The following is a 21,466-nucleotide window of genomic DNA, read 5'->3' as shown; positions in this document are numbered from 1 at the left end:
AAGATAATAAATGCAAATCCTTCAATATATAACTCAACAAACTCAGCTATCAGAAAAATCTGTATCAAACACAATTTCATTACTAAATGAAGATGCAACTATTCCTTTTATAAGCAGGTATAGAAAAGAAATGACTGGCAATTTAGATGAAGTACAAATTAGTGAAATTGTAAAATTTAAAGAAACTTATGAAGCTTTAGAAAAACGCAAAAAAGCGATTTTAAAAACGTTAGAAGAACAAAATGTTTTATCTGATGAATTAACTCAAAAAATAAATAATTCTAAAAATTTAATTGCTTTAGAAGATTTGTATTTACCTTTTAAGAAGAAACGAAAAACCAAAGCAGAAACTGCACGTTTACAAGGTTTAGAACCTTTGGCTAAAATGATTATGAGTCAGCGTGTAAATAATTTGGAATATACTGCTTCTAAACATACTTCTAAAGATGTTAAAACTATTGAAGATGCTTTAGAAGGAGCGCGTTTTATTATTGCAGAATGGATTAACGAAAGAACAGATATCAGAACTCATATTCGTCGTGAATTAGAACGTTATTCAACGATTTCGTCAAAGGTAATAAAGAAAGAAATTGATAGTGAAAAAGCGCAAAAATTCAAAGATTATTTTGATTGGAGCGAATCTTTAAACAGAATCCCATCACACAGATTATTGGCAATTTTACGAGCAGAAAACGAGGGTTTTATTCGCATAAAATTAGAAATTGATACTGAAAGAGTACTTCAAAAAATGGAAGATAGAATTATTCGTTCTAATAACGAGTGTGTTTCTCAAATCCAATTGGCAATTCAAGACGCTTTTAAACGATTATTATTTCCTTCTTTATCCAATGAAGCCTTAACTATTGCCAAAGAAAAAGCAGATGATGCAGCCATTACTGTTTTTGCAAAAAACCTAAAACAGTTGCTATTAGGTGCACCTTTAGGAGAAAAAAGAACATTGGCAATAGATCCTGGTTTTAGATCAGGCTGTAAAGTGGTTTGCTTAAATGAGCAAGGAGATTTGTTACACAATGAAACTATTTTTCCTCACGAACCTCAAAAACAAACCATTGAAGCCATTAAGAAAATCAGTTCTTTGGCAGAATCTTATAAAATTGAAGCAATTGCTATTGGAAATGGAACAGCATCTAGAGAAACTGAGCAATTTATTAAAAAAGTTCAGTTTAAAACTAAGGTTGATGTTTTTGTTGTGAGTGAAGCTGGTGCATCCATTTATTCTGCTTCTAAAATTGCAAGAGATGAATTCCCAAACTATGATGTGACAGTTCGTGGAGCTGTTTCAATTGGACGAAGATTGCAAGACCCTTTAGCTGAATTGGTTAAGATTGATGCAAAATCTATTGGAGTTGGACAATATCAACATGATGTAGACCAAACAAAACTAAAAAAAGCACTAGACACAACTGTTGAAAGTTGTGTAAACACTGTAGGTGTAAACATAAATACTGCTAGTGAATCTTTATTGAGTTATGTTTCTGGAATTGGACCAAAATTGGCGGAAAACATTGTAACCTGCAGAAACGAAAATGGTTCTTTTTCATCTAGAAATGATATTAAAAAAGTACCAAGATTAGGAGGAAAAGCGTATGAACAAGCAGCAGGTTTTTTACGAATTAAAAACGCAAAAAATCCTTTAGATGATTCTGGAGTACATCCTGAAAGTTATGCTGTTGTTGATAAAATTGCAAAAGATTTAAAAATTAAAGTTGACGATTTAATTGGTAAAAAAGAAATTCTGCAAAAAGTTAAGTTTAATAATTATATTACTGAAACTGTTGGTTTGCCTACTCTAAAAGATATTATTAAAGAATTAGAAAAACCAGGTGTTGATCCAAGAGAAAAGGCTAAAGCATTTGCCTTTGATGACAATATTAAAACCATTAGCGATTTAAGAATAGGGCAAATCTTACCAGGTATTGTAAATAACATCACCAATTTTGGTTGTTTTGTAGATATTGGTATCAAAGAAAGTGGTTTAATTCACGTTTCTAATTTATCAGATACTTTTGTAAAAGATGTCAATACCATTGTGTCTTTACAACAACAAATTGTAGTAAAAATTTTAGAAGTTGATGCAGTTAGAAAGCGAATTCAATTGGCTTTGGTGAAATGATTATATTGTAATAAAATAAAATCACTACAAAATATGAGAATATTTAATTATATAATAAAGTTGTATTACAAAATAAAACTTAAGTTTTATATATCTAATTTTAAAAAGAAAATAGAATTACAAAATTTTATAAAATGGTGCATTTTCACAAGAATAAGAATAATAAATAATTTTAAAAATTATGGTTATAATGAATCAGAGGATAATACTACATATGAATTAACTAATCATATCTTAAAAATAAAATTAACTAAAAATAATGAATTAAAAGAAATTCTTGATTTTTCATATAAAGATGAAAAAGTATTACAGTTTACAGATTTGTATTTTAAAATACAAAACTCTATAAATAAGACTCTAGAAAAAGATATAATTAATATAGATAAAAAGCCTAAAAAAGTAATTTTTGATAACATTGAAAATGTTTCAATAAAAAAAGTTAAAAAAGAATTAAAAAAAATAATCAAAAATGATTATGAGGAACTACTTGATAGAACAGCATTTAAAATAAACTTTTCTCTTCAAGAAATCTTATCATATCTAACACTTACAAGTACAGTAATATTTTGTGGAGGTTATTTATATAATAAAATTCTTTTTAGTTTGTATGATCTCAATATTGGTTATTTCTTCAATCTTTCTGATTATGTTAGTAGCTCTATTGAACAAATTCAAACTGCACTTATTGGAGGAATAGTTACATTAATTATATTACTTTTTAATTTAATAGAATTAAAAAATGATTTTGCTACTTTAAAAAATCCTCAAGTTAAACTCAACAGAAAAATAAAAGATTATGTTGTTATAATAAGTGTAGTTGCATATTATATTGTTGGGTATATTTATCTTAAAAATTTCTTATACAAAAACCTATTACTACCTTCATTTCTTCTAACTCTAATAGTAATACAAAACATTAGTTTTAAATATTTTAAAAACCCTTTAAAAATTTTTCCTGTTTTATTATTTACTTCTATTTTTTTCGTAGGATTATCAACCAAAGCAGTTTCAGAGTATCATAGTGATGAAAAAGTAAATTTAAAAATTGTTTTTAAAGACAAAAATCTTAATGATAAAATCATAAACTATGATTTTATTTTAGCAACAAACGAATATATTTTCTTTGAGTCTAGTAATAAGAATGTAAAGGTTTTTAAAAAGGATTTAGTGGAATCATTTGAAAAAGAAAAAAAGGAATAATTATAACAAATATTTTCCTATTTTCGAATTTACAAAAAACATAAATGAAAGTCTGTATAGCCGAAAAACCAAGTGTAGCAAGAGAGATTGCTAACATTCTAGGAGCCAAAACAAAACGTGATGGTTTCTATGAAGGTAATGGCTATGCTGTAACCTATACTTTTGGGCATTTGTGCACACTTTTAGAACCTAAAGATTATAAACCACATTGGAAAAGTTGGGATTTGAACAACTTACCCATGCTTCCTGAACGCTTTGACACAAAAGTAACTGGAGATGCAGGTATTAAAAAACAATTTAATATTGTAAAAAGTTTATTTAAAAAAGCAGATGTCGTTATCAATTGTGGGGATGCAGGAACAGAAGGAGAATTGATTCAAAGATGGGTAATTAATCAATGTAATTATAAAGGAAAAGTGCAACGTTTATGGATTTCATCACTTACAGAAGAAGCCATAAAAGAGGGTTTTGAAAACTTAGAATCTTCAGAAAAATACGATAATTTGTATTATGCAGGATATTCTAGAGCTATTGGAGATTGGTTATTAGGTTTAAACGCAACACGTTTATACACCGTAAAATTTGGTGGTTACAAACAAGTATTGTCTGTTGGTAGAGTGCAAACTCCTACTCTAGCAATGTTGGTGAATCGTTATTTTGAAATTCGAGATTTTAAACCACAACCTTATTGGGAGTTACAAACTACTTATAGAAATACGCTTTTTAATTATGAAGATGGGCGTTTTCTAAAAAAAGAAGATGGACAAATTTTAGCAGATAAAGTTGCACAATCTGAATTCGAAATTGTTTCTGTTACTAAAAAGAAAGGAAAAGAATACGCACCAAAATTGTTTGATTTAACAGGGTTACAAGTGTATTGCAACAATAAATTTGGATTTTCTGCGGATGAAACTTTGAAAATTGTTCAGAAGTTGTATGAAATGAAAGTAGTTACTTACCCAAGAGTAGACACTACTTTTTTACCTAATGATTTGTACCCAAAAGTGCATGGAATTTTATCTAAATTAACAAACTATAACGAATTAACGCAACCGCTTTTAGGTAAAAAAATAAAGAAAACCAAACGTGTTTTTGATGATAAAAAAGTAACAGATCACCATGCCATAATTCCAACAGGAATTCAAGGAAACTTACAATACAATCAACAACAAGTTTATAATATTATTACTAAAAGATTTATTGCTGTTTTTTATCCAGATTCTGATGTTTCTAACACCTCTGTAATTGGTAAAGCTGCTGATGTTCCTTTTAAAACAACTGGAAAAGAAATCATAAATAAAGGTTGGAGAGTTGTTTTTGAAGTTAAAAAAAATGAGATTTCTCCACAAGGTCGAAATGACAATGAGAGATCCAATGCCATTTCTAGCGCAGTTGAAAAATCTAATAATAATAATAAAAATTTACTACCCAACTTTGTCAAAGGAGAAAAAGGAAAACACGAACCTTCTTTTTTAGAAAAAGAAACCAAACCTCCAAGAAATTATACAGAAGCCTCTTTATTAAGAGCCATGGAAACTGCTGGAAAACAAGTAGATGATGATGAAATGCGAGAGTTGATGAAAGAAAATGGCATTGGACGACCATCAACCAGAGCAAGTATTATTGAAACTTTATTCAGACGAAAATATATTGAGCGTAAAAAGAAATTGGTAATCCCTACACAAACAGGAATCGATTTAATTAATATTATTGACAATGAATTGTTGAAATCTGCTGAATTAACTGGTAGATGGGAAAAACGTTTGAAAGAAATTGAACGTGGAGAATTCAATGCTGGAACTTTCATAAAAAATATGAAAAAAATGGTAGATGAATTGGTATATGAAGTGCGTTCCAATACTTCTAAAAAACGAATTTCTGCTGTCATTGCGAATGAAATGAAGCAATCAACCAATAATAAGGAGATTCTTCGAAAAGCTCAGAATGACAAAAAAGCGAAAAAGCAAGTTGTTGGTAAAACCTGTCCCAAATGCAAAAAAGGACAATTATTAAAAGGTTCTTCTGCTTTTGGTTGTTCTGAATATAAGAATAATTGCGATTTAAAAATTCCGTTTGAAATTTACGGAAAGAAAGTTTCTGAAAATCAATTGATAAGATTGATTGACAAAGGTTGCACAACCAATTTAAAAGGTTTTAAAGTTGATGGAAAATCTACAGAAGGTTTAATTCGTTTTGATGAGACTTTTGGGCTGAAATTTGAACCTAAAAAGAATGCTAATGAGATTCTTCGAAAAGCTCAGAATGACAATAGTAATGTCACTTCGAACGCAGTCGAGAAGTCTCTACAAAATAAAGAGATTTCTCCACAAAGTCGAAATGACAAGCCAAATGTTATTTCGAGTAAAGCAGAACGAAATCGAGAAAGCTCTTCTAGTCAAAAGATTCTTCGACAAACTCAGAATGATAAAATTGAAAAAATCCCTTGTCCAAAATGTAAAAAAGGATTCATTTTAAAAGGCAAAACTGCCTATGGTTGTTCTGATTATAAAACAGGTTGTGATTTTGTTTTTACTTTTGATGATATTAAAAAAGCAGCTAATGGTAAAGCTTTGACAAAAGAATTGGTTTTGGACATAATTTCGAGATAATTTTTGCAGATTTGTCATTCCTGCGAAAGCAGGAATCTAAACTTTGTTAATTTATATTCTAAAAACTATTTATGGATTCCTGCCTTCGCAGGAATGACAAAGCAAATTAAAAATATAAAAATCAAGAACTTGTAATATTTAAATAAAACTAACAAATAAGTCTATCCCTGATTGAATCTTTCGACTTCGCTCAAGACAGGGTAATTTTTTGAACTCTTTTTTGCATTTTTATGCAAAAAAAGCGAATAGTGAAAGCAGGAAATAGCTCCAAAAAACTTCAATTATTGTTTACCAGAATTACTATTTTTTATCAGCAGTTTTTTACCTTTCGTAATCCAAAGTATTGGTCCAATAACAGCAATCATTGAAATTAAAATCCATGTTGATTTTTCACTTTTAAAATCGTTTGATAAAATTTTAATAATAGCAGTAACAGTTATTGTTAAAGACCAAAAGCAAGTAGCTATTAATAAAATTATAAATACCTGACTCATAATTACTTAAGCATATTTTTTTCGTAAAATTTTTCTACTTTTTCTCTTGCCCAAGGTGTAGTTCTTAAAAATTTTAAACTTGATTTATAAGTTGGGTTGTTTTGAAATGCTTTTATATTTAAAATATTACCTAACTCCTCCCAACCATATTCTTTAAAAAGTTGTTCTAAAATTGTTGCCAATTTTATACCATGCATTGGGTTATTGGGTTGTTCTTTACTCATTAATTATCTAAATTAGGTAATACAAATTCATCTAAAACAGATTTTTTCTTCATCATTTTTTCGATTTCTTTTGAAGTTCTAGGTGCTTCTGCAGAAAGGTTTACTGGGCCATTTTCTGTAATTAAAATATCGTCTTCAATTCTTACTGCAATACCCCACCATTTTTTGTCACAAGGACTACCTTCTGGAATATAAATTCCAGGCTCTACAGTAATTACAGAATTTGCTCTAAAAACTCCATAAGTTCCAGGGTCATGCACATCTAAACCTAAATAATGTGATACTCCATGTGGTAAATAATTGTGCTTTTCATCAATTGTTTTTATAATACCTAATGCCAATAATCCTTTATCAATTTCTGCTTTAGATGCTGCATTTGGCGCTCCAAAACCTGCTCCAACAACACTTGCTTTAATTCCTGCTTCTTGAGCTTTATAAACAATATCATAAATTGCTTTTTGCTCTTTTGTAAACTTACCATTTGCAGGAATTGTTCTAGTTACATCTGCTGTATACCCTCTATATTCTGCTCCTAAATCCATCAAAACCAAATCATTACCTACTTTGGTTTTATTATTTTCTATATAATGTAAAATACAACCATTGTTTCCTGCACCTACTATAGAAGGATATCCTTCATATTCTGCACCATACTTTTTGTATACAAACTCATGAATTCCTTGTAATTCTGTTTCAGACATGTGTGGCTTCATAGCTTTCATTACTTCTATCTGCCCAACAGCAGAAATTCTAATTGCTTTGGTTAATAATTTTAGCTCTTCTGCAGTTTTTATCTCTCTCATATCTGCAAGCTGATTTGCTAAAAAATCGACATCAATATTTGTTTGGGGTTTTAATGCAACAGTAACTTTTTGCTTTATTTCTTTCTTTAAAGCATTTGTAGTTGCATTTTTATATTCATTAATTAGTTTATCTTCTTTAATTTCTGAGAATCTACCTTCTATTCTTGTAATAATTTGCACCACATTTGCACTGCTTTCTACTGGTGTATTTACAATATTATTATACACATATTCCTTGGCTCTTGATAAGTATAAAGCTGGATTGTACTCTGCTTTTAGTTTAAAACTCTTTACCAAATCAAAAACATCTGCACCACTTAAATTTCTATAATCATCCTTAAATTTACCATCAACAAAAACTTTATCAAAATTTTTAAAGTTGATATTTGAATTCAAAAAATCTTTTGCATTAAATGCCATTTCAAAACCTAATTCCTTTTTAGCACCTTCAACTCCTAAACGTTTTCCATTCCATTGCTCTGCTCTTTTATCTCTTTTTTGGACGTATAAAATTTCGTTGTAAGTTGTTCCATTTTCATCTGTTTGATTGTCAGAAAAAACTACCAAAACTCCATTAGGCTCTCTGTAACCAGTTAAATAATAGAAGTTTGGATCTTGATGAAACACATAATCTACATCATTTGCTCTATTTCTTAAAGGGTTAGAAAAAACTACAGCAACAGAGTTTTTAGGCATTTTTGCACGCAAAGTAGCACGTCTTTCCTTATGAAATTCTTTTGATAGAAAATCGGTTGGAGTTTGCGAAAAGCTGTTTAGAGAAATCGCTAAAAATGCTATAAAAAAGAATTTTGAAATCTTCATTTTTAAGTGTTTATAAGGTTGGTGTGTAAATGTAATATTATTTATTTTTTTTGCAGAAATATTAACAAAAAATTAGTGATTGATAATTGCGAATTTTTCAATATTTTAGCCTAAATTTTAAGAAATCTATATATGAAAGATATTGCATTGGCAAAAGTGCATCAAGATTTAGGAGCTAAAATGATTCCTTTTGCAGGCTATAATATGCCTGTACAATATGAAGGTGTAACCAAAGAACACTTAACAGTAAGAGAATCTCTTGGGGTTTTTGATGTAAGTCACATGGGTGAGTTTTTAGTAGAAGGCGAAAATGCCTTAGCTTTAATACAAAAAGTAACCTCTAATGATGCTTCTAAATTAGCAATTGGAGATGCACAATACAGTTGTTTCCCAAATACAGAAAACGGAATTGTAGATGATTTAATTTGTTATAGAATTAAAGAAAACACCTATTTATTAGTTGTAAATGCTTCTAATATTGAAAAAGACTGGAACTGGATTTCTAAATATAACAAAGAGTTTGGAGCTGATTTAAGAGATTTATCAGAAGATTATTCTTTATTAGCCATCCAAGGACCAAAAGCTGTAGAAGCAATGCAACCTTTGTCTTCTTTAGATTTGGCAGATATTCCTTTTTATAAATTTAAAATAGGCGATTTTGCTGGAATAGAAAACGTTATTATTTCTGCGACTGGATATACAGGTTCTGGCGGATTTGAAATTTATTGTAAAAATTCTGAGGTAGAACAAGTTTGGAATAAAGTAATGGAAGCTGGAGCAGATTTTGGTATCAAGCCCATTGGTTTGGCTGCTAGAGATACTTTACGCTTAGAAATGGGTTATTGTTTGTATGGAAATGATATAGATGATACAACATCTCCTATTGAAGCTGGTTTAGGCTGGATTACAAAATTTACAAAAGACTTTGTGAATGCTGAGGCTTTGGCCAAAGAAAAAGAACACAAACCAGAAAGAAGATTAGTTGCTTTTGAATTGGATGATAGAGGCATACCAAGACAAGGTTATGATATTGTAGATGGCAATGGAAACATTATTGGTAATGTAACTTCTGGCACAATGAGTCCTTGTTTAGAAAAAGGAATTGGTATGGGCTATGTACCAAGAATTTTTGCAAAATCTGGAACACAAATACACATTCAGGTTCGTAAAAAAGCGATTCCTGCAACTATTGTTAAGTTGCCTTTTTATAAGGGATAATGTTTTATTGTATATATTGATTTAAAGAGGCTGTCTGAAAAGTTAATTTATCTGTTATTTTGAGCCTTTCGTCTTCGCTCAAGACAGGCTTTGTAGAAAAATCTATGTCATTGATTTTGAAGAAATAAGATTTCTTCATTACAGAAATGACAAATTTTAATACTTTTAAGACAGCCTCTTTTTTGTAAGCAAAAAAGTTCTTGTTTGTTTTTTTTACGCAGAATCTAACTTTAATAACCTGCATATAAATATTTAAAAGTTTCTTTAATCATAAACATATAAAAGTTTGGGGATTTAAAAATCACGTAGTTTCACTCCTTTTTGTTAATGTAACTATTGTTAATTTTAGAATACCTAAAAATCCGTTTTATATGTTAGACAATCAAACTTTAAAGAAAACAAAAGATAGAATTCAACTACCCTTTTATTATAATGTTGATACACTTTTAAAAGAGACAAGAGTTCTAGCAGAAGACCAATATATTTATTACAAAGTAATTCAGTTAAGAGCACCTGCACATTTAGTAAATACTTCATTGCCATTTCCTCCTCCAGCAAAAGATTACGCAGATGGTTCTTGGACAGATTGGTTAAACACACCAGATTTAGAAAAATCGCCTTATTTAAAAAGTATTGTAACATCATTTCAAAAACATACAAAAGTTACTTTGGTTAGACTACTTCGTTTAGCACCAAATTCTGTTGTAAAAGAACATACAGACCCAACTTTAGGTTTAGAAGTACAGAAATCTGTTATTAGATTAACAATTCCTATTTTAAATAATAAAGAAATGGTTTTTAATTTAAATAAAACACCTGTTCATATGAAACCTGGTGAATGCTGGTATCTAGATTTAACAAAACCACACGAAGTTATTAATAAAGGAACTGAAGAACGCATAAACTTAACTATAGACTTAGTACCAAATAAGTGGTTAAGAGATCTCATCTTAAAAGCTTAACATATTTTTTTGAGGTAATTTTTTTATGATTTGAGATAATTAAAATTTTAGATTCCTACTTTCTTTGTAAAAAAAGAAATTATGCGATTTTTTAAAATTATTATTATACTGATATTAACAAGTCAAATTACAAATGCTCAACAAAACGAATCTCCTTATGAATGGAGATGGAAAAGAGATGGTATTTGGACTGGTGCAGCTTTTGCTGCAACTGCTGGTGGTTTGTTAATTATATCTAATAAAGATTCATATTCGGATGCTGATTTGGCAAGAATTAGAAGTGAAATTAACAACATTAATTTTATGGATAAATGGGTTGCTGGAAATTATTCTGAAAGTGCTAGTAAAATAAGTGATATTCCTTTTGCCATTTCTTTTGCAGCTCCTTTTGCACTTCTTTTAGATGATAAAGCAAATAAACATGCTGGACAGTTATTTGGTATTTATATAGAAAGTTTAGCGACTACTTCTGCATTATTTACAATTTCTGCAGGTCTATCCAATAGAGCTAGGCCTTATGTATATGGTACAGATGCTCCTTTAAATCAACGTAAAAGTGTAACAGCCACTAGGTCTTTTTATTCGGGTCATGTTGCAGCTACAGCCACAGCTACTTTTTTCGCAGCCAAAGTATTTCAAGATTTTCATCCTAATTCTAAAGCAATTCCTTATGTTTATGCAGGAGCAGCAATTTTACCAGCAGCTGTTGGATATTATAGAATGAAAGCTGGACAACATTTTCTTACAGATGTATTATTAGGATATGGTCTAGGTGCTTTAGCTGGGTACTACATTCCTGAATTGCATAAAAAAGAAAACTCTTCAGTTTCTTTTAAACCAGTTATGGAACAAAACTTTTTTGGCGAAAATTACCAAGCAATTAGTTTTAGGTATCAGTTTTAAGAAAAAATAATTATAATACAAAACCCAACGATTTCTCATTGGGTTTTATATTTTTATGTTGATATTTCTCAATAAAAGTCAAAATAAAATTTAAAAATACATAAAGAAGTTATACATTGAATCTAAAATGCATAACATCACCATCTTTAACAATGTATTCTTTACCTTCTACTCTCATTTTACCAGCTTCTTTTACTTTAGATTCAGAACCATAAGTAACATAATCTTCGTAAGAAATAGTCTCAGCTCTAATAAATCCTTTTTCAAAATCGGTATGTATTACTCCTGCTGCTTGTGGCGCAGTTGAACCAATAGGAATTGTCCAAGCTCTTACCTCTTTTACTCCTGCTGTAAAATAAGTTTGTAAGTTTAATAATTTATAAGCAGAACGCACCAAACGTGAAACTCCTGCTTCTTCTAGACCAATATCTTCTAAAAACATTTGGCGTTCTTCATAATCTTCTAGCTCTGTAATATCTGCTTCTGTGCCAACTGCTAATACAATAACTTCTGCATCTTCATCTTTTACAGCTTCTCTCACTTTTTCTACATAATCATTTCCAGAAACCGCAGAATTTTCATCAACATTACAAACATATAGTACTGGTTTTAAAGTAATGAATTGCAAAGGGTGAACAAACTCTAACTCTTTTTCAGAAAAATCTAAAGTTCTTACAGATTGTCCTTTTAATAAAGTTTCTTCCACTTTTAACAGAACAACTAATTCTGCTTGTGCTTCTTTATTTCCAGTTTTTGCTGTTCTTTTTACTCTTTCCAGTCTTTTTTGAACCGTTTCTAAATCTTTTAATTGCAATTCGATATCAATGGTTTCTTTATCTCTAACTGGGTCTATAGAATTATCTACATGAATAATGTTTTCATTATCAAAACAACGTAAGACATGCAAAATTGCATCAGTTTCTCTAATATTTGCCAAAAACTGATTTCCCAAACCTTCTCCTTTGCTTGCTCCTTTTACCAAACCAGCAATATCTACAATTTCTACAGTTGCAGGTAAAACACGTTCTGGGTTTACCAATTCTTCTAATTTTTCAATTCTTTTATCAGGTACATTTACAACTCCTAAATTAGGTTCTATTGTACAAAAGGGAAAGTTTGCGCTTTGCGCTTTTGCATTTGATAAACAATTAAATAAAGTTGATTTCCCTACGTTTGGTAATCCTACAATTCCAGCTTTCATATTCCTATCCCTAACCCTTTCCTTAGGAAAGAGAACTATAATGGGTATTTTAATTAAAGTTAATAATTTAAAATAATTACTATTATAAAAAATTCAAATAACAGTAAATTTTGCGAGTGCAAATATAGTTTTTAGAATTTACTAAATATACTTATTACTTGTAAAAAATATTTTAACTACCTTTAGAAATACAGTGTTTAATTTATAGTAATGATTAAAAAGAAAAATTCCCTCCTCTTTTTCTTACTGCTCATTGTTTGTAGTATACACTCACAAAAGGCAATTCAGTTTTCTTTTCATCACGATCTAAAACTATTAGCTTTTGGTGATGAAAGAGGAAACAAACCTGGAACTTTAAATTTTATTAGTAAAATAAAATTTGAAGCGAAAGAGCAAAATATTGGGTATTTTATTTATGAAATAGAATATGAAAAAGCTAATTTAAAAGAGGCGTATTCTAGATATGGAGCTACATTTGGTTACACATTCAAGCCATTTCTTGATGATTTAGATTTGTATACTTCTACAATAATAGGTTTAGGGGTAATTAACAGAAGAAAGAACACCATGAGTTGGTCTGGAACAATACAACTTGCATACAAAATTAACAATCGATTTAAAATTAGCATCTTAAATCAAATTACAGAGAGAACAGATTTAAAAGAAATGCACAATCTTAAAGTAAGAAGGTACAGTTTTTTTATAGGATTAGAGGTTGGCTTGTTTTATTATTAACTCCAAAACTCACGTTTTTTATTAAGTTCTTCTTCTTCTTTTAAATATGCTTCTGCATCTTTTTTAGAAAGTACCTTTAAAAAAGAGGGATGTTGCTCAATTGCATATTCTATTTTAGTTACAATTTCTGCAATATCTTCGTTTTCATAATCAATATCTAATGGTTCTTTAATTACCATAGATTGTAGTACATTTCTTTTTTTTATGTTCAGTCCTTTTTTATCAAAAGAACGTCTAAAACCATCAATAACTATGGGTACAACAACAGGTTTGTAAGTTTTAATAATATGAGCTGTACCTCTTCTAATAGGTTTAAAAGGAGTTGTTGTTCCTTGAGGAAAAGTAATAACCCAACCATCTTTTATTGCAGTACCTATGTTAGAAATATCAGAATTTTTTACTTGCCTGTTTACATTCTTACCAGCACTTCTCCAAGTTCTATCAATAGAAACAGAACCTGCATAAGCAAATAATTTTGGTAATAAACCAGAACGCATTGTTTCTCCTGCTGCAACAAAATAAATGTTTAGTTTTGGGTTCCAAATGTATCCTACATTCTTAATTGTATCATCTCTACCACTTAAAGATGCATTAAATACGTGAAACATAGCAGCAACATCTGCAAAATAAGTTTGATGGTTAGAAATAAACAATACACCAGATTCTGGTAAGTCTCTTAAAATCTCAGAACCTTCTATCTGCAAGTTGTTAAATTTACGGTATCTCCCATGAGAAACGAGTCCGAAAATTCTGATGATCCATTTTTTTAAAAATAAAATATGACCAAAAGGATTTCTTTTAAATAAAGGCATTCGTTAGTTTGTTTAATACTTGGTTAAAGGCAAATTTACAAAACAAAAAGTAAAATTTAATGTTTTAATAATTCTTTAATTTCTGAAAGCATCATAGCTGTTGCTCCCCAAACAATAAATCCATTTAACTTAAAGCAAGGTACATCTATATTTTTCATGTAAGATGTGTTCATATTTACTGTTGTTAAGCTAGCATCACTTAATAACTCTTCTAAAGTAACTTCAATAATACTTTTTACTTCGTAATTAATTTTAAATTTTGGTCTTTTATTTAAAAAACCTAAAAATGGAGTCGCTAAAAAATTGCTTGGAGGTATATAAACATCTGTCAATTCTCTAACAACATTTATTGTAGCTGGTAGTATACCAACTTCTTCATGTGCTTCTCTTAAAGCTGTTTCTTGAAGGTTTTTGTCAGCTTTATCAATTTTACCACCAGGAAAACTTATTTGAGCAGAATGTGTGCCTTTATAACTTGCTCTTTGCGTTAATAAAAAACAAGTTTCATTTTTTTCATTAGGATAAAAAAGCGCCAAAGTTGCGGCTTTTTTAGGGTTATTTGCCTTTATTTTATCTGCATTGTATTTTAACCTTAACTTAGGGGCTAGTTTAAATTGTGCTTCTAAACCTCCTAACTTGGCAGTATTTTGTTGTTCGATTCTATTTTTGAAATCTATAAAATTCACAAGAAATAATTACATTTAACAAATTTATTAAATCACATTTACTTAAAATAGTCTTTGGCAAGAATTTTGATTTAAATAATAAATATGAATAAAAAATATAAAAACTTAGCTTTAAGTATTGTTTTTGATGCTATTGGTATGGTTCCAATTCCTTTTTTTGATTTAATTTGGGCACCAACCTCCAGTTATTTAATAACAAGAATGTACAAAGGTAAAGAAGGAAAAATTGCTGGTATTGTTAGTTTTGTAGAAGAGATTTTTCCTTTTTCAGACTTTATACCAACTTTTACAATAATGTGGTTTTATACTTATGTTTTTAAAAAACAAGAAATAGAAAATAGTACTAATGCTTAATTTTCTTTATTGAATAAAAATCCCAAACCTAATCTGCCCAAAAATTTTTTTTCAAATTCCCAAAAGAATTTAAACTGCCCAAATAACCAACCAACAATTGGAAGTGTTAATTGGTAAATAGGAAAGATAAGTAAAATTCTAAGTGGCCAGTAAATTATAGGATGTATAGTTTCTGGATATAAGCCTAAAAAATTACATATTGGTTTAGCTACCCAAGCTGCAAAAGATCCGTTGATTGCAAAAACGATAAAAATTGCTAAAAGCGACCAATTACTTTCAATTCCCCAGCGTTGTTTTAACTTTTCCATAATAGTTATGCTTCTTTTTTTGTTTTTCTAAACATTAACCACACACCTATTAAAATTAGTGGGATACTTAGTACTTGCCCTGTATTTAAAGGGCTAAAAAACCACTCTTCTCCTCTTTGCTGTACTTGTGGTTCTTTAAAAAACTCAATTATAAAACGTAAAGACCATAGTACTACCATAAATAAACCGAACAAAAAACCTGTTTGCTTTTTCTTCTCTGTTTTCCAAAATAAATACCACATTACAAAAAACAAGGTTAAATACCCAAAAGCTTCATACAATTGTGTTGGGTGTCTTGCTATGTTACCTGCTTCTGCAGAAGCTTTAAAAATAACTCCAAAATCTGTACCTGTTGGTTTTCCGTAAATTTCTGAATTGAAAAAGTTTCCTGTTCGTATAAAAAACCCTGCTAAAGCAACCATTATTGCCAATCTATCTAAAATAAACAACCACGGTTTTTGTAAATGCTTTTTTGCATAAAAATACATGGCAATTGGTATGGCTATGGCTGCTCCATGACTGGCAAAACCTGTATAACCTGTAAATTTCCAACCCTCTGCTGTATTTTTAAATGGTAAAATAATTTCTAATAAATGGTCTTGGTAATAATCCCAACTATAAAAGAAAACATCACCTAAACGCATACCTACTAACATAGAAATGAAAACGTACATGAAAATTGTATCCAATTTTTCTAAAGGAATTTTATCTTCTATATAGATTTTTTTCATCAATCTTAAACCTAATAAGAAAGCTGCTACAAACATTAAACTGTACCAACGAATGGTAAAAAAACCTAAATCTATTCCAATGGAAGGGTTCCACTCTATTGCTAAAAAACTCATATATTATTTTCTATGTCTGGTCGAGCGCAGTCGAAACCTAATTACTTATATTTTTATAAAAACCTCTCGACTGCGCTCGAGGTGACAATTATTTATATTTTTTCTCTGGAACAGGATCATAACCACTGCCTCCCCAAGGATGGCAACTAAAAATTCTTTTTAGTGCTAACCAACCTCCAGAAAATAAGCCATGCTTTTGCAAAGCTTCTATTGTATAATGAGAACAAGTAGGACTATACCTGCATGTTGCTGGTGTAAATGGTGATATTGCTGTTTGATAAAAACGAACTAATAAAATAAATGGGTATGAAAGTATTTTTTTCAAAAATTAAATTTTAATCGTTTTAAAAAAGTTTTCGATACAATTTCGATGAAAAATCGAAATCACTCGAACTGACAAACTCGTAACTCATAATTTACAATTCGTAATTATTTATTTAATTTACTGAAAACGTTGTCCCTTCTTTCCCATCTTTTAGTTGAATTCCGAGTTCAACTAATTCGTCTCTAATTTGGTCAGACAATGCCCAGTTTTTATTTTCTCTTGCTTCTTTCCTCAATTTAATTAACAACTCTACTACTCCATTTATCTTTTCTGAACTGTCTTGAGAGTTTTCATTCATCAACCCTAAAACATCAAAAACAAAACTGTTTAAAGTGCTTTTAAATTCTTCTACATCTTCTAAAGTTAAACTCGCCTTTTTCTCTTTGATTTGATTGATTAGTTTTACAGCATCAAACAAATGTGATATTAAAATAGGCGTGTTAAAATCGTCATTCATGGCAGCATAACAAGCTGTTTTCCAATTTTGAATATCGAAAGTTGATGTTTTTCCTGCTTCTATCTTCTCTAAAAAATTAACTGCTTCCATTAATTTAGCATGCCCTTTTTCTGAAGCTTCTAAGGCATCTCCAGAGAAATCTAGAATACTTCTATAATTGGCTTGCATGTTAAAAAAACGAACAACTGATGCTGAAAATGGTTTTGGTAAAATAGTATTATCCCCTGATAAAATCTCGTTTGGTAAAATAAAATTCCCTGTAGATTTTGCCATTCTTTGACCATTTAAAGACAACATATTTGTATGCATCCAATAATTTACGGGTTTTACACCTGAGCAGGTTTGCGATTGTGCGATTTCACATTCGTGATGAGGGAATTTTAAATCCATTCCTCCTCCATGAATGTCAAATTGTTCTCCCAAATATTTTGTACTCATTACAGAACACTCTAAATGCCAGCCAGGAAAACCATCACTCCAAGGAGATGGCCAACGCATTATATGACGTTCGTCTGCTTTTTTCCAAAGTGCAAAGTCTTGTGGATTTTTCTTATCTGATTGTCCGTCTAAAGAACGTGTATTATGAATTAAATCCTCTACTTTTCTACCTGAAAGAATTCCGTAATTTTCTTTTTTGTTGTATTCATGAACATCAAAATATACAGAACCATTTACTTCATACGCAAAACCTTTTTCTATGATTTCTTTAATCATTTCTATCTGTTCTACAATATGACCTGTTGCTGTTGGCTCTATACTTGGTGGTAAAAAGTTGTAGTTTTTTAATACGTTATGAAAATCTACAGTATACATTTGCACAACTTCCATAGGTTCTATTTGCTCTAAGCGTGCTTTTTTGGCAATTTTATCTTCACCTTGTTCTGCATCGTTTTCTAAATGCCCAGCATCTGTAATATTACGTACATAACGTACTTTATAACCTAAATGAAGTAAGTATCTATACACAACATCAAAAAACATAAAGGTTCTTACATTACCTAAATGTGCATTGCTATAAACAGTTGGCCCACAAACATACATGCCAACATAGCCTTCTGTTATGGGTTTAAAATCTTCTTTCTTTTTAGAGAGAGAGTTGTATACTTTTAATTGATTTTCTTTGTAGCGTTCCATTAAAAAAGTGACTATTTACAGCCGATAAAGATAGGCACTTTATAGAGAATAGAGAAATGGAATTTGAGTGAAGTTTAATAAAAAAAAGAGAAGTGTTTTACTTAATTACAATACTACTATACTCACCATTAACTTTAAGTAAATTAGCAGTTTTATTATCGTTTTTAAAATATTTTACACGTTCGTTATTTAATTTTACTTTGTTTACCTGATATTTAAATTTAGAATGCACTTCTCCAAAATTAAGAATTGCTTCAGAATTACTTAAATTAAGAATAAATTCTCCAAAATTAGGATTAAAACCTCCAATTGTAATTTTACCGAATTTATCTGAAAAGTTTACACTGTTATTTATTTTTATAATTTCTAATTTAGAAGAATTATTACTCATAGTTGTATTGGTAACTGATGCTATTTTAGCATCAGTTACATTGTTTAAAAATAAAGTACAAGCATTTAAACTGTTTATATTTACTGGAGAGTAGTTTATGGTTAATCTACCTCCATTTAAGTTATTGGCATCAAAAGTGCCGTATTTTACATTTCCAGAAGCTACTGTATTTGGTAATTTTACTTTGCAGTGTTTGGTGTTTAAGTCGAAAGTTGCTCCTTTTGGAACTTTTATTTCGATTCTTTTTTTAATCTTAACTTTTTTTCCATTAATTATTAAATCATCTGAATAAGAACCAAAACTAAAGTTCATGTTTTTTAAAGTTTCTCTTGCTTTTGCCAATCCTAGTTTAATTTCTTCTTTGTTAATATTCTTAATTTGAAGTTTTGCTTTCTCTAAAGATTCTTTCAATTTTTTCTTATCAATAACTTTTATGTTATGTTTTGCTTTTTCAAAAGATTTTTTTAATTCTTTGTATTTTTTACTTTTCTTAAATTTCTCCCATTCTTTTTTAGTTTTTATAACAATATGTTCATCATCATTATGGTATTCAAAAGAATATCTTCCTTTTCTTTTCATATTATCTTCTATATCTTCCATTGAATCAAAATCAAAATCGAAGTCTAAATCGAAATCAAAATCCATATCAGGAATTATAATAGCATCTACATCTGGGATTGTTATTTCTGGGATTTCAAAATCGAAATTCATATCATTAAAAAAGATAAAATCTTTACCATTAGAAATATTTCCTTTAGAAGTAATTTTCACCTTTCTTTTATTACCTAAAGCTTCAAAATTCCAATTTTTGAAATACTTTTCAGCTTCTTTTTTAGAGATTCCTTCAACTTCTATGAAAGCATCTACCTGAACTTCATTTTTAGGCCAAGTAGTTACGTTTATATCTGTATTTGTAGCATTAATGCCTATTTCTACATCTTTATTTACTTTAAAATTGTCAGTAATTTTTTTATCAAACTTTTGTGCAAAAGCAGTTCCTAAAAAGCAAATAACAAAAAGTGTAAATATTTGTTTATATAATTTGTGTTTCATTTTGTGTATTGTTTAAATTTTTTAATTGTTTTAATTGTTTTTTCAAACGTTGTAACAGCTGTAAGCGCAATTGTAAATTACTAATTAGTGCATCTATTGTAGAGTCGTTAACACCTTTTGTACTGAGCTCTTTGGTTAACGATTTGTACTCTTTTATGAGTTCTGCTATTTTTAATAAATAACCATCAACCATTTCTTTATTCTCATCTGTCAATTCTAACTGACTGATTTCTAAATTGATACTGTTTTTATAGTATTTTTCTATGGTTTCAAATTCTGGTGAAATACTTCCTAAACTTATCTCCTTCTGTGCTGAATTCGTTTCAGTATCTATATTTTTTGTGGGATAAAATTTAATTCCTAAACTAATTAACAATACTACAGATGCTGCAATAGACAACCATTTTAGGTTTTTTTTCCTTGGTTTTTGTGGATGCATTTCTGACAGCAACAGTTTTTCAAACTTTTGAGCATGATTTGTAGATAACTCTACATTAGATTCTTTATAATTTTTTAGCTCTTCTCTAATATCTTTCTGCATAACTCGTATTTTTTAATTGTTCTTTCAATATTTTTTTTCCTCTTAACAGATGTGTTCTTGAAGTGTTTTCTGTAATATTTAATACTTCCGATATTTCTTGATGATCATAACCTTCTAATAAATACATGGTTAAAACCAACCTGTATTTGTCTTTTAAATTATTAATAACTTCTACAATTCCATCAACAGAAACTTCACTTCTAACACTCCAATTTTCTTCATTTTCTACTTTATAGACCTCATCATTAATAGCTATTAGCTCTAATTTATTTTTCTTTAAATAATCTATACTTTGGTTGATAACAATTCTCTTTAACCAAGCTCCAAAAGTGACTTCGTTTTTATAATTTTTGATGTTTTTAAACGCTTTTATAAACGCATCTTGCATAACGTCTTCTGCTATAAAACGATCTTTTACATATCTATGAGCTACTATTAACATGGCTTTACAATACAAGTTGTACAATTGCATTTGCGACTTTGCGCAATTATCTTTGCACAAGTTAATAATGGGTTGATGTAATTGTTTGATTGGTTTCATTAAAACTATCTTACTCTAAAGACGATACATTTTTATCGATGTTGCAAAATGAATTGAATTTTATATTTAAATTTACAAAAAGTAGCACTTATACAATGGTAAAAAAAGTTATAACTGTCTTAAAACAAAAAGAAAATATCTATATATTTTGTTTGTTTTTATTGTTCTTTCCATTAAAAACACAGCTTCAAAATGCATTAGTTTTTGTTTTTGATGCTCTTTTTACAGACGGAGTTATTTCTAAAGTTTTTGTTTATAATTATAGAGGAACTTTTGTTGGATGCGAAAATTTTAGCGAATTAAATCGATTAAAAACAAATATAAATTGGTTTGATAGGTATAAATTATTTTTCCTTCAATTTCTACCTTCGCTTTTATGTTTTATATTACTATTTATAAGATGGAAAAAAAAGAAAATATTTACTCTCTTAGATTGGTTTTTAGTATTAATAAGTTGCTTTAGTGTTTTACAATCTATAATTAATTTACAAAAAGTAATTTATGGTTACCATCAAAATAGCTTAAAAGCAAATTTATTAATGTTAATTCCTAGTTTAATATTTTTATTAATTGGTACTTTTATTTTCTTAAAAATATTTTCATTCAAACAAAGAACTCAAACTTTAATATATGGGATTTTAGGTTTTTTTGCTAGTGTTTTTCTTTGGATGAAATTTCTTGGACCAAAAATTTTACCTATTCTTTAATATTTAC

Annotated in this window: 22 protein-coding genes; 9 read left to right on the top strand and 13 right to left on the bottom strand. The window is 29.2% G+C overall.

Annotated features, from left to right (window positions below; all coding sequences use genetic code 11):
* Positions 1-10 precede the first annotated feature (10 nt).
* The 3 genes from ACY2RW_RS06985 to ACY2RW_RS06975 are packed head-to-tail and all read left to right on the top strand — an operon-like array spanning position 11 to position 5,943.
* Positions 11-2,134 (top strand): Tex family protein, encoded by a 2,124-nt coding sequence (locus tag ACY2RW_RS06985; protein WP_490121994.1) that lies wholly within the window; start codon positions 11-13, stop codon positions 2,132-2,134.
* Positions 2,135-2,167: 33 nt separating this feature from the next.
* Entirely contained in the window at positions 2,168-3,334 is a 1,167-nt protein-coding gene (locus ACY2RW_RS06980; protein WP_490121993.1) for a hypothetical protein, read from the top strand.
* A 44-nt stretch (positions 3,335-3,378) separates the two neighbouring features.
* Positions 3,379-5,943 (top strand): type IA DNA topoisomerase, encoded by a 2,565-nt coding sequence (locus tag ACY2RW_RS06975; protein ID WP_490121992.1) that lies wholly within the window; start codon positions 3,379-3,381, stop codon positions 5,941-5,943.
* A 281-nt stretch (positions 5,944-6,224) separates the two neighbouring features.
* Here ACY2RW_RS06975 and ACY2RW_RS06970 read toward each other — a convergent pair whose 3' ends face one another.
* The 3 genes from ACY2RW_RS06970 to ACY2RW_RS06960 are packed head-to-tail and all read right to left on the bottom strand — an operon-like array spanning position 6,225 to position 8,286.
* Positions 6,225-6,437, bottom strand: coding sequence for a hypothetical protein (locus tag ACY2RW_RS06970; protein WP_490121991.1), 213 nt, complete (start codon positions 6,435-6,437; stop codon positions 6,225-6,227).
* Positions 6,438-6,439: 2 nt separating this feature from the next.
* A complete protein-coding gene (locus ACY2RW_RS06965; protein WP_490121990.1) occupies positions 6,440-6,661 on the bottom strand; it encodes a VF530 family protein in 222 nt (73 codons plus the stop codon).
* Complete coding sequence (locus ACY2RW_RS06960) at positions 6,661-8,286, bottom strand: aminopeptidase P family protein (protein WP_490121989.1); 1,626 nt, start codon at positions 8,284-8,286, stop codon at positions 6,661-6,663. The genes ACY2RW_RS06965 and ACY2RW_RS06960 overlap by 1 nt, the downstream gene beginning before the upstream one ends.
* Before the next feature lie 132 nt (positions 8,287-8,418).
* On the opposite strand from ACY2RW_RS06960, the gene gcvT reads away from it, so the two are divergent.
* The 3 genes from gcvT to ACY2RW_RS06945 all read left to right on the top strand — a co-directional run bounded on the left by gcvT (position 8,419) and on the right by ACY2RW_RS06945 (position 11,369).
* Positions 8,419-9,504: a glycine cleavage system aminomethyltransferase GcvT gene (gcvT, locus tag ACY2RW_RS06955; protein WP_490121988.1), complete on the top strand. Its 1,086-nt coding sequence runs from the start codon at positions 8,419-8,421 to the stop codon at positions 9,502-9,504.
* A gap of 371 nt (positions 9,505-9,875) precedes the next feature.
* The gene (locus ACY2RW_RS06950) at positions 9,876-10,466 is read left to right on the top strand and encodes an aspartyl/asparaginyl beta-hydroxylase domain-containing protein (RefSeq protein ID WP_490121987.1); all 591 of its coding nucleotides are present in this window, start codon (positions 9,876-9,878) and stop codon (positions 10,464-10,466) included.
* An 81-nt stretch (positions 10,467-10,547) separates the two neighbouring features.
* Positions 10,548-11,369 carry a phosphatase PAP2 family protein gene (locus tag ACY2RW_RS06945; RefSeq protein ID WP_490121986.1) on the top strand — a complete coding sequence of 274 codons (822 nt, stop codon included), beginning with the start codon at positions 10,548-10,550 and terminating at the stop codon, positions 11,367-11,369.
* A 109-nt stretch (positions 11,370-11,478) separates the two neighbouring features.
* On the opposite strand, the gene ychF is transcribed toward ACY2RW_RS06945, so the two are convergent.
* Positions 11,479-12,570: a redox-regulated ATPase YchF gene (gene ychF / locus ACY2RW_RS06940; RefSeq protein ID WP_490121985.1), complete on the bottom strand. Its 1,092-nt coding sequence runs from the start codon at positions 12,568-12,570 to the stop codon at positions 11,479-11,481.
* Between the two features lie 210 nt (positions 12,571-12,780).
* On the opposite strand from ychF, the gene ACY2RW_RS06935 reads away from it, so the two are divergent.
* Positions 12,781-13,305 carry a hypothetical protein gene (locus ACY2RW_RS06935; RefSeq protein ID WP_490121984.1) on the top strand — a complete coding sequence of 175 codons (525 nt, stop codon included), beginning with the start codon at positions 12,781-12,783 and terminating at the stop codon, positions 13,303-13,305.
* On the opposite strand, the gene ACY2RW_RS06930 is transcribed toward ACY2RW_RS06935, so the two are convergent.
* On the bottom strand, positions 13,302-14,117 hold the full coding sequence (locus ACY2RW_RS06930) for a lysophospholipid acyltransferase family protein (RefSeq protein WP_490121983.1): 816 nt from the start codon (positions 14,115-14,117) through the stop codon (positions 13,302-13,304). The genes ACY2RW_RS06935 and ACY2RW_RS06930 overlap by 4 nt on opposite strands.
* A 56-nt stretch (positions 14,118-14,173) precedes the next feature.
* Positions 14,174-14,803 (bottom strand): NUDIX hydrolase, encoded by a 630-nt coding sequence (locus tag ACY2RW_RS06925; RefSeq protein WP_490121982.1) that lies wholly within the window; start codon positions 14,801-14,803, stop codon positions 14,174-14,176.
* Between the two features lie 84 nt (positions 14,804-14,887).
* On the opposite strand from ACY2RW_RS06925, the gene ACY2RW_RS06920 reads away from it, so the two are divergent.
* The gene (locus ACY2RW_RS06920; RefSeq protein WP_490121981.1) at positions 14,888-15,157 is read left to right on the top strand and encodes a hypothetical protein; all 270 of its coding nucleotides are present in this window, start codon (positions 14,888-14,890) and stop codon (positions 15,155-15,157) included.
* Here ACY2RW_RS06920 and ACY2RW_RS06915 read toward each other — a convergent pair.
* The 7 genes from ACY2RW_RS06915 to ACY2RW_RS06885 all read right to left on the bottom strand — a co-directional run bounded on the left by ACY2RW_RS06915 (position 15,154) and on the right by ACY2RW_RS06885 (position 20,752).
* Positions 15,154-15,465: a DUF6787 family protein gene (locus ACY2RW_RS06915; protein ID WP_490121980.1), complete on the bottom strand. Its 312-nt coding sequence runs from the start codon at positions 15,463-15,465 to the stop codon at positions 15,154-15,156. The genes ACY2RW_RS06920 and ACY2RW_RS06915 overlap by 4 nt on opposite strands.
* Positions 15,466-15,470: 5 nt before the next feature.
* Complete coding sequence (gene lgt, locus ACY2RW_RS06910) at positions 15,471-16,310, bottom strand: prolipoprotein diacylglyceryl transferase (protein WP_490121979.1); 840 nt, start codon at positions 16,308-16,310, stop codon at positions 15,471-15,473.
* Positions 16,311-16,398: 88 nt separating this feature from the next.
* A complete protein-coding gene (gene yidD, locus ACY2RW_RS06905) occupies positions 16,399-16,635 on the bottom strand; it encodes a membrane protein insertion efficiency factor YidD (RefSeq protein ID WP_490121978.1) in 237 nt (78 codons plus the stop codon).
* Positions 16,636-16,747: 112 nt separating this feature from the next.
* Complete coding sequence (gene cysS / locus ACY2RW_RS06900; RefSeq protein WP_490121977.1) at positions 16,748-18,226, bottom strand: cysteine--tRNA ligase; 1,479 nt, start codon at positions 18,224-18,226, stop codon at positions 16,748-16,750.
* 97 nt (positions 18,227-18,323) lie between these two features.
* On the bottom strand, positions 18,324-19,670 hold the full coding sequence (locus ACY2RW_RS06895; RefSeq protein WP_490121976.1) for a hypothetical protein: 1,347 nt from the start codon (positions 19,668-19,670) through the stop codon (positions 18,324-18,326).
* Positions 19,651-20,211, bottom strand: coding sequence for a hypothetical protein (locus tag ACY2RW_RS06890; RefSeq protein WP_490121975.1), 561 nt, complete (start codon positions 20,209-20,211; stop codon positions 19,651-19,653). Before ACY2RW_RS06890 ends, ACY2RW_RS06895 begins: the two co-directional genes overlap by 20 nt.
* The gene (locus tag ACY2RW_RS06885; protein ID WP_490121974.1) at positions 20,195-20,752 is read right to left on the bottom strand and encodes an RNA polymerase sigma factor; all 558 of its coding nucleotides are present in this window, start codon (positions 20,750-20,752) and stop codon (positions 20,195-20,197) included. The genes ACY2RW_RS06890 and ACY2RW_RS06885 overlap by 17 nt, the downstream gene beginning before the upstream one ends.
* A 95-nt stretch (positions 20,753-20,847) precedes the next feature.
* On the opposite strand from ACY2RW_RS06885, the gene ACY2RW_RS06880 reads away from it, so the two are divergent.
* On the top strand, positions 20,848-21,459 hold the full coding sequence (locus ACY2RW_RS06880; RefSeq protein ID WP_490121973.1) for a hypothetical protein: 612 nt from the start codon (positions 20,848-20,850) through the stop codon (positions 21,457-21,459).
* The last annotated feature ends 7 nt before the right edge of the window (positions 21,460-21,466 follow it).

The organism is Polaribacter sp. 2305UL8-11, from assembly GCF_058147165.1.
This window is presented reverse-complemented; position numbering and strand designations above follow the sequence as displayed.

Coding starts and splice junctions, on each gene's coding strand:
- ACY2RW_RS06985 (WP_490121994.1), top strand. CDS start 11: ATGCAAATCCTTCAATATATAACTCAACAAACTCAGCTATCAGAAAAA.
- ACY2RW_RS06980 (WP_490121993.1), top strand. CDS start 2,168: ATGAGAATATTTAATTATATAATAAAGTTGTATTACAAAATAAAACTT.
- ACY2RW_RS06975 (WP_490121992.1), top strand. CDS start 3,379: ATGAAAGTCTGTATAGCCGAAAAACCAAGTGTAGCAAGAGAGATTGCT.
- ACY2RW_RS06970 (WP_490121991.1), bottom strand. CDS start 6,437: ATGAGTCAGGTATTTATAATTTTATTAATAGCTACTTGCTTTTGGTCT.
- ACY2RW_RS06965 (WP_490121990.1), bottom strand. CDS start 6,661: ATGAGTAAAGAACAACCCAATAACCCAATGCATGGTATAAAATTGGCA.
- ACY2RW_RS06960 (WP_490121989.1), bottom strand. CDS start 8,286: ATGAAGATTTCAAAATTCTTTTTTATAGCATTTTTAGCGATTTCTCTA.
- gcvT (WP_490121988.1), top strand. CDS start 8,419: ATGAAAGATATTGCATTGGCAAAAGTGCATCAAGATTTAGGAGCTAAA.
- ACY2RW_RS06950 (WP_490121987.1), top strand. CDS start 9,876: ATGTTAGACAATCAAACTTTAAAGAAAACAAAAGATAGAATTCAACTA.
- ACY2RW_RS06945 (WP_490121986.1), top strand. CDS start 10,548: ATGCGATTTTTTAAAATTATTATTATACTGATATTAACAAGTCAAATT.
- ychF (WP_490121985.1), bottom strand. CDS start 12,570: ATGAAAGCTGGAATTGTAGGATTACCAAACGTAGGGAAATCAACTTTA.
- ACY2RW_RS06935 (WP_490121984.1), top strand. CDS start 12,781: ATGATTAAAAAGAAAAATTCCCTCCTCTTTTTCTTACTGCTCATTGTT.
- ACY2RW_RS06930 (WP_490121983.1), bottom strand. CDS start 14,117: ATGCCTTTATTTAAAAGAAATCCTTTTGGTCATATTTTATTTTTAAAA.
- ACY2RW_RS06920 (WP_490121981.1), top strand. CDS start 14,888: ATGAATAAAAAATATAAAAACTTAGCTTTAAGTATTGTTTTTGATGCT.
- ACY2RW_RS06915 (WP_490121980.1), bottom strand. CDS start 15,465: ATGGAAAAGTTAAAACAACGCTGGGGAATTGAAAGTAATTGGTCGCTT.
- lgt (WP_490121979.1), bottom strand. CDS start 16,310: ATGAGTTTTTTAGCAATAGAGTGGAACCCTTCCATTGGAATAGATTTA.
- cysS (WP_490121977.1), bottom strand. CDS start 18,226: ATGGAACGCTACAAAGAAAATCAATTAAAAGTATACAACTCTCTCTCT.
- ACY2RW_RS06895 (WP_490121976.1), bottom strand. CDS start 19,670: ATGAAACACAAATTATATAAACAAATATTTACACTTTTTGTTATTTGC.
- ACY2RW_RS06890 (WP_490121975.1), bottom strand. CDS start 20,211: ATGCAGAAAGATATTAGAGAAGAGCTAAAAAATTATAAAGAATCTAAT.
- ACY2RW_RS06885 (WP_490121974.1), bottom strand. CDS start 20,752: ATGAAACCAATCAAACAATTACATCAACCCATTATTAACTTGTGCAAA.
- ACY2RW_RS06880 (WP_490121973.1), top strand. CDS start 20,848: ATGGTAAAAAAAGTTATAACTGTCTTAAAACAAAAAGAAAATATCTAT.